The sequence below is a fragment of the Bradyrhizobium sp. P2_E8 genome, assembly GCF_056403875.1.
The window spans coordinates 1-4,739 of record NZ_JBFUES010000596.1; the positions used below are offsets into that span (position 1 = coordinate 1).

Here is a 4,739-nt window from a genome sequence, read left to right on the forward strand (position 1 = left end):
ATCTGCAGCTTCATCGAGGACGCCTTGTCGGACGGCGGCTTCGAGGCCTGCTCGGTCCATTCGGGAGAGGCGGCGATGTCCACCTTTCGGGACGGCCGGAAGCAGTGTCGGGCGCTGCTGACGGACGTCAACCTGGGTGATGGCATCAGCGGATGGGAGCTGGCGCGGAAGATCAGGGAAATCACGCCTGACTTTCCGGTGGTCTACATGACGAGCGCCAGCGCGCCAGACTGGAAATCGCAGGGCGTCGATGGCAGCCTCCTGATTGAGAAGCCCTTTGCGCCGGCGCAATTGGCTGCCGCCGTCTCGCAGCTACTGGATACCCGGGCCTAGCCGGGTCGAACCGGGATCGTTGTGAGACCCCGATCCTTCGAGCAAGCCCGCAATGGTTGGCGGCGGATCCGCAGATCGTCAGCGTGGTGGCGATGCCTTGGCCGTGCATGCGGCCGCAGCGCGAGCCACCGCCATCCAATCCCGAAGCAGGCCTTTGTCCTCCTTAGAAAAAGACGCGCGCCGCTTGAGATCCTCCAGCGTCTCGCCGGGACGGCATCGCTCGAAATCCGCGCGGATCAGGGACTCGAGATAGGTCCGGTCCCAAGCGCCGCCTGAATCGAGATGTTGGCGTGAATCGGTCCTCATGATTGTCTCTCGGCGCACGCAGTCGGAGGCGCCCGGATGCGACACAACGGCAAGAGCGATCGTTTGGTTCACGAAGGGTTCTGCCCGTGTCGACGGTGACGGACGTCGTCAAGGCGGATCGGGCCAAGTGAGAGGCGCGCTCAAGCCGCCAAGGACGAGGAGGAGTGAGGCTCTCAAGCACTCGCCCGGTCCGGGTATGGCGTTCCATTCAGGGTCTGTGGCGGTATCGTTGCCGGCGACGGGACTGGCGGATCGTCGCCGGCGCACCAACTTCTTTGAAGGATGCCGCTGCAGAATATGGGGAGGGCGCGATGTCGATCGTCGCGAAGTTGCTTGAGCGGAAGGAACGGCTCCTGGCGCAACTGGAGAGCGGTCCCGGGCCGAACGAGCGCGAGAAAATCGAAAGGCAGCTTGCGCAGATCGAGACCGCACTGAGCTTGCTCGAACCGGGAGATGCCGTCGGTCGGGTGGACGAGTGACTCGGCTTTTGCCGTCGGTCAAAGTGCGCTCAGATCGTCCGGCACGTCCCCGAACTTCCGGATCAGCTTCGCGTCGCCGAAGTCCCCGGTTGCGTGCTCCCCGCTGCGGCTGAACGCGACGGCACCGGCGTGTCCGGGCTTGCGCGCCAGCGCCTCGGCCTGCATGACCGCGGCATTGGCGCTGAAGCACTCCGTCGCCTCGCCGGCAGCAACGCCGTCGTCGGAGAAAACGAACGGTAGAGCGACGTAGTAGGTCACTTCAGCCATCTGCCTCGTCCTTGCGTTCCCGAGACGGTGGGAGCCGTCCGCGGGCGTAGCCGGTCGACACCTTGGCCCGGAGCTCGTCGAGCTGCTGCTCCAGGAAGTCGTTCGCGACCAGGAGCGCCTTGACCGTCTCCCTTGCGTCGCCGCCACAGGCCGCTACCGCCTGGTCCGCAGCGAGGTCCAGGTCGGAGACGTGGAATGAGTTTTCGGGGGCTGCGGACATGGCCCGTTGTTCCGTGTTTGTTCATGTCGAGTAGGGCGCGGGGCGGCCGCGGAGGGCATCGTCGGAAGATCGTATGGAGTGTCGGAACCGGGCCCACATGATCGTCTTGAATCCAGGCTGCGTATCCGGAGTATGGAAGTCATGGCACCGAGAGCCAACTGGAAGGGCTTTTTGCGTCTGTCCCTGGTCACCTGCCCAGTGGCACTCTACCCAGCCACCTCCGAGTCCGAGAAGATCTCGTTCAACCAGCTCAACCGGGCCACAGGGCACCGGATCAAATACCTCAAGGTCGATGCCGACACCGGAGACGAGGTGCCAAACGAGGACATCGTCAAAGGCTACGAACTCGACAAGGGCCAGTACATCGAGGTCAGCAAGGCGGAGCTCGAGGAGATCGCGCTGGAGTCGAYGCGCACCATCGAGATCGACAAGACTGACATCGACCCGCGCTACCTCATCCGCCCCTACTACCTGCGTCCGGACGGCAAGGTCAGCCATGACGCCTTCGCCGTGATCCGCGAGATGGACAAGGTCGCGAAGTGCGATCGGAGCAGGAGTATTTCGAGGATATCCGCCATGCATTCTGATCGTTGATATCGCCGCGCCGACTACACCATCCGATCTGGCGCAGATTGCGCCGCACAAAGCTTTCAAGTCTGAACAAAAAGAAAGCCGCCAGGAATCGACCCTATAAGGCGGAACAACACTGTGGCCTCGAAATTAAGCCCCCATGGGAGCTGTAAAGGACATCCGCAAGCAGGCTGAGGTGGCTGAAAAGGCAGCCGCACGCGCTGCTGACGCCTTTGTGGCAAATCAGATGAAGACCTTGGCCGAGGCATTCCGGGCCCAGGCCGAGACCATGAAAAAGAACAAAAAGAAGAAGAAATGAGCTTCACCGTCAAAGGCATGTGCAGGCACGGCGAGCTGGCGCACCGGAGGAAGACCGCCGAAGCGGCACTTACGAAAGCCAGGGAGCTTGCCAAGATAGGCTGTTACGACGTCCATATCATTACCCCAGAAGGTCGGGACTATGCCTCGTCCGAGTTCGGAGACCTTCCACGATCGGCCGTCGCATGGCGACCTATTCAGAAAACGAACACCCACCCGTGAGCTGGGCCTCGACAGTATTCGGGGCGACGCCAGGCAACGAGGTGTGTCGATGGACTTTTCCTGAACGTCCGCCGGCTGCTTGACGCACTGCCACTTGGTCGTAAGGCTGGGCGAGGGTATCCTTGCGACGGTGCCGCTTAGGCTTGGGGATCATTGATTGCGCTGACGCCGCGGCGGCAGAGGCTCGCTCGCGGTAGGCCGCCGTTGAAACGAAGTCTTGAAAGTTCGTGACTTCGGCCAGATACTTGATTGAGATCCTTGGCCACCASAAATCCGAGGAGGACGATCATGGCAATCCAGATCGTGATGGATCGCAGCGGCGACAGCCGACATCATTTCAATGCCAACGACGCACAAGATCTGGCAAGAGCGGAGCAGCGGTTCTACGAGCTCACCGATGCCGGCTTCACCGCGTCGGTCCGGACGGGTCCAGGTCAGGTCTCGCAGATCCGATCGTTCGACCCAACTGCGAAGGAAACCGTCTTCTTCCCCAGATTGGTCGGTGGATAACCGAGACGGTCATGTTCGGATTTCGACCTTCGCGGGGCGGCCGCTGCCGAATGAAGGCGGCGAGAGCGCTCTTCATCCGGCACGGCGCCGAGGGCACGCCGGAGGGCCGATCGCTGCAACTCTTGCGGGAATGGCTGTCGCCAGCCCAGCGTGAACAGCTCGCCAGGAATGGCTATTTCGAGGTGATCGGGAGCGACAGCGGCATTCGATACAGGATCCACGCCGGGGCCTCGGTCAACGTGTGCGAGATCGACGAGAGAGGTCGCCTACAGGTGGGACTGTGTTTCATGCCGATCGGCGCCCTGCCGATCGGAGACGTCATGCTCGCCCAAAAGATCGCGCTGGAAACATGCGAAGGCGAGGCTCGCACTGTGGCCCGGAGGTTCGCACCCAACCGTTTCCATTTCAGGCAAGCACGGCCTCTCGGGTAAGCCTAACCTCGCCCAGACCGCAGCGGAGCCGTTCTAGCTAGGCTGCTTTCTGCGGCGGCTTGGCCGCTGGCTTCTTGCTGCCGCTTGGCCGTGACCTGGCTCGCTATGCGGCCTAAATTCAGCCGACGCGGTGGATTCATTTTGATCCGGCCCGAATTCAGAGCCGCCGATAGAAAGCACGATCTATTTCTGGCCGGCATGCGTTGGCAACGGCGGATGGGGTCGAGCCAAACCTACCGTGCCCGGAGCTTCCGCGCTGGCGCTGCGAGCGTCGACATTGTGCAAGATCGTCAAAAACGCTGTGACAACTGCAATAACGAAGCTGCAGCAAAGATAGCTAATACTGTACGGTGAGTATTCATCGCTGACCCTTCTGCACCCCTAACCGATGAGCTGCCGCGGCAACTGAATTTTCTCGCACCCATTATGCCTAAGGCGATAATCGCTGTGTAAGGCGAACCCGTCTTCGGTGTGCTCATCCTTGAACAGGGTGTCGGCCATCACATCGAAGCCAATGCAGCAAGCAGACGGTCGAACGTGCTTGCGTCGACGATAAGCACCATGCCTGCGAGGTGCATGTGAGCAGACATTTCGCTGGTCAATTCGGATGGCGGCTAAGGCCAACCGCCTGACGCTGCTCATTGGCACTTCGAGATCATTCCTCAAGAACGTATCATTTCCCTTCGGTTCACGGGTTGCAATTGCGCCGCGGATTGACGCGCCTCACGTTCGCGCGGGGGGCGCGTTCAGAGGCGGGCCGCTCGATCTTGGATCGCAGCTCGACGAGGTCGGTGAACAAGTCCGCCTGGCGGCGGAGTTCGTCCGCGATCATCGGTGGCTGGCTGGCGATGGTCGAGACGACTGTGATGCGGACACCGCGGCGCTGCAGCGCCTCGACCAGCGGTCGGAAATCGCCGGCGCCCGAGAACAGTACAATCTGGTCTACATGCCCGGCGAGCTCCATGGCATCGACCGCCAGTTCGATGTCCATGTTGCCCTTCACCTTGCGGCGACGGCGCGCCGCCGCATCGACTGGGTCGTTGATATTCTGAAGTTTCCTCTGATCCACCTGGACAGCCGATC

General features: G+C 61.6%; 8 protein-coding genes and 2 pseudogenes. 6 read left to right on the plus strand and 4 right to left on the minus strand.

The genetic code is table 11. The annotated features are described in order from the left end of the window. Nucleotides 1-333: response regulator (locus tag AC1D00_RS27395; protein WP_477012806.1), on the plus strand; the 333-nt coding region annotated here is incomplete at its 5' end. Between the two features lie 78 nt (nucleotides 334-411). Here the strand turns inward: AC1D00_RS27395 and AC1D00_RS27400 are convergent. Next, nucleotides 412-711: a hypothetical protein gene (locus tag AC1D00_RS27400; protein WP_235886022.1), complete on the minus strand. Its 300-nt coding sequence runs from the start codon at nucleotides 709-711 to the stop codon at nucleotides 412-414. A gap of 239 nt (nucleotides 712-950) precedes the next feature. Here AC1D00_RS27400 and AC1D00_RS27405 point away from each other — a divergent pair, with 239 nt between their 5' ends. Beyond that, entirely contained in the window at nucleotides 951-1,118 is a 168-nt protein-coding gene (locus AC1D00_RS27405) for a hypothetical protein (RefSeq protein ID WP_167771664.1), read from the plus strand. An 18-nt stretch (nucleotides 1,119-1,136) separates the two neighbouring features. Here the strand turns inward: AC1D00_RS27405 and AC1D00_RS27410 are convergent, their stop codons facing one another. After that, a complete protein-coding gene (locus tag AC1D00_RS27410; protein WP_135179493.1) occupies nucleotides 1,137-1,385 on the minus strand; it encodes a hypothetical protein in 249 nt (82 codons plus the stop codon). Beyond that, on the minus strand, nucleotides 1,378-1,605 hold the full coding sequence (locus tag AC1D00_RS27415) for a hypothetical protein (protein WP_135179492.1): 228 nt from the start codon (nucleotides 1,603-1,605) through the stop codon (nucleotides 1,378-1,380). Before AC1D00_RS27415 ends, AC1D00_RS27410 begins: the two co-directional genes overlap by 8 nt. Nucleotides 1,606-1,746: 141 nt before the next feature. Here AC1D00_RS27415 and AC1D00_RS27420 point away from each other — a divergent pair. The 4 genes and pseudogenes from AC1D00_RS27420 to AC1D00_RS27435 form a co-directional block, all read left to right on the plus strand. Next, a pseudogene (locus tag AC1D00_RS27420) lies at nucleotides 1,747-2,142 on the plus strand (Ku protein); the annotation flags it as partial. A gap of 193 nt (nucleotides 2,143-2,335) precedes the next feature. Next, nucleotides 2,336-2,494, plus strand: a complete 159-nt coding sequence (locus AC1D00_RS27425; protein ID WP_404557585.1) for a hypothetical protein — start codon at nucleotides 2,336-2,338, stop codon at nucleotides 2,492-2,494. Between the two features lie 509 nt (nucleotides 2,495-3,003). Continuing rightward, a complete protein-coding gene (locus tag AC1D00_RS27430) occupies nucleotides 3,004-3,225 on the plus strand; it encodes a hypothetical protein (RefSeq protein ID WP_135179490.1) in 222 nt (73 codons plus the stop codon). Between the two features lie 50 nt (nucleotides 3,226-3,275). Further along, nucleotides 3,276-3,656, plus strand: coding sequence for a hypothetical protein (locus tag AC1D00_RS27435; RefSeq protein WP_477012807.1), 381 nt, complete (start codon nucleotides 3,276-3,278; stop codon nucleotides 3,654-3,656). Between the two features lie 733 nt (nucleotides 3,657-4,389). Here the strand turns inward: AC1D00_RS27435 and AC1D00_RS27440 are convergent. Further along, nucleotides 4,390-4,739, minus strand: a pseudogene (locus AC1D00_RS27440) (NYN domain-containing protein); the annotation flags it as partial.

Excerpts from the sequence above, each read along its gene's own strand:
- AC1D00_RS27405 (WP_167771664.1), top strand. The coding sequence starts at position 951 with ATGTCGATCGTCGCGAAGTTGCTTGAGCGGAAGGAACGGCTCCTGGCG.
- AC1D00_RS27410 (WP_135179493.1), bottom strand. The coding sequence starts at position 1,385 with ATGGCTGAAGTGACCTACTACGTCGCTCTACCGTTCGTTTTCTCCGAC.
- AC1D00_RS27415 (WP_135179492.1), bottom strand. The coding sequence starts at position 1,605 with ATGTCCGCAGCCCCCGAAAACTCATTCCACGTCTCCGACCTGGACCTC.
- AC1D00_RS27425 (WP_404557585.1), top strand. The coding sequence starts at position 2,336 with ATGGGAGCTGTAAAGGACATCCGCAAGCAGGCTGAGGTGGCTGAAAAG.
- AC1D00_RS27430 (WP_135179490.1), top strand. The coding sequence starts at position 3,004 with ATGGCAATCCAGATCGTGATGGATCGCAGCGGCGACAGCCGACATCAT.
- AC1D00_RS27435 (WP_477012807.1), top strand. The coding sequence starts at position 3,276 with ATGAAGGCGGCGAGAGCGCTCTTCATCCGGCACGGCGCCGAGGGCACG.